1 protein-coding gene is annotated in these 405 nt (G+C 63.2%); it reads left to right on the forward strand.

The annotated features are described in order from the left end of the window. Nucleotides 1-22 precede the first annotated feature (22 nt). Nucleotides 23-405 (forward strand): beta-ketoacyl synthase N-terminal-like domain-containing protein (locus ACLQ28_RS34530; protein ID WP_425690451.1); only part of this gene is annotated, 383 nt, incomplete at its 3' end.

The following is a 405-nucleotide window of genomic DNA, read 5'->3' on the forward strand; positions in this document are numbered from 1 at the left end:
CCGGTTGACGCAGGTCAGTGGGGTGCGGTTGCCGTCGACGTTGGTGTTTGACCATCCGAGTTCGTCGGCGGTGACTCGGTTGTTGTTGGCTGAGGTGGGTGTGGTGGAGCCGGCGGCGGCGGCGGTGGTGGTGAAGCCGCGTCGGGTCCTGGTTCGGGTTGATGAGCCGTTGGCGATTGTGGGGATGAGTTGCCGGTATCCGGGTGGGTTGGATTCTCCGGAGGAGTTTTGGCGGTTGTTGGTTGAGGGGCGTGATGCGATCTCGGGGTTGCCGGGGGATCGTGGGTGGGATCTGGAGCGGTTGTATGACCCGGATCCGGAGCGTCTTGGTTCGGTGTATGCGCGTGGTGGTGGGTTTTTGCGGGGTGCGGGTGATTTCGATGCGGGGTTTTTCGGGATCAGTCC

The sequence above is a fragment of the Micromonospora sp. DT201 genome (genome assembly GCF_049841575.1).
Lineage (GTDB): Bacteria > Actinomycetota > Actinomycetes > Mycobacteriales > Micromonosporaceae > Micromonospora.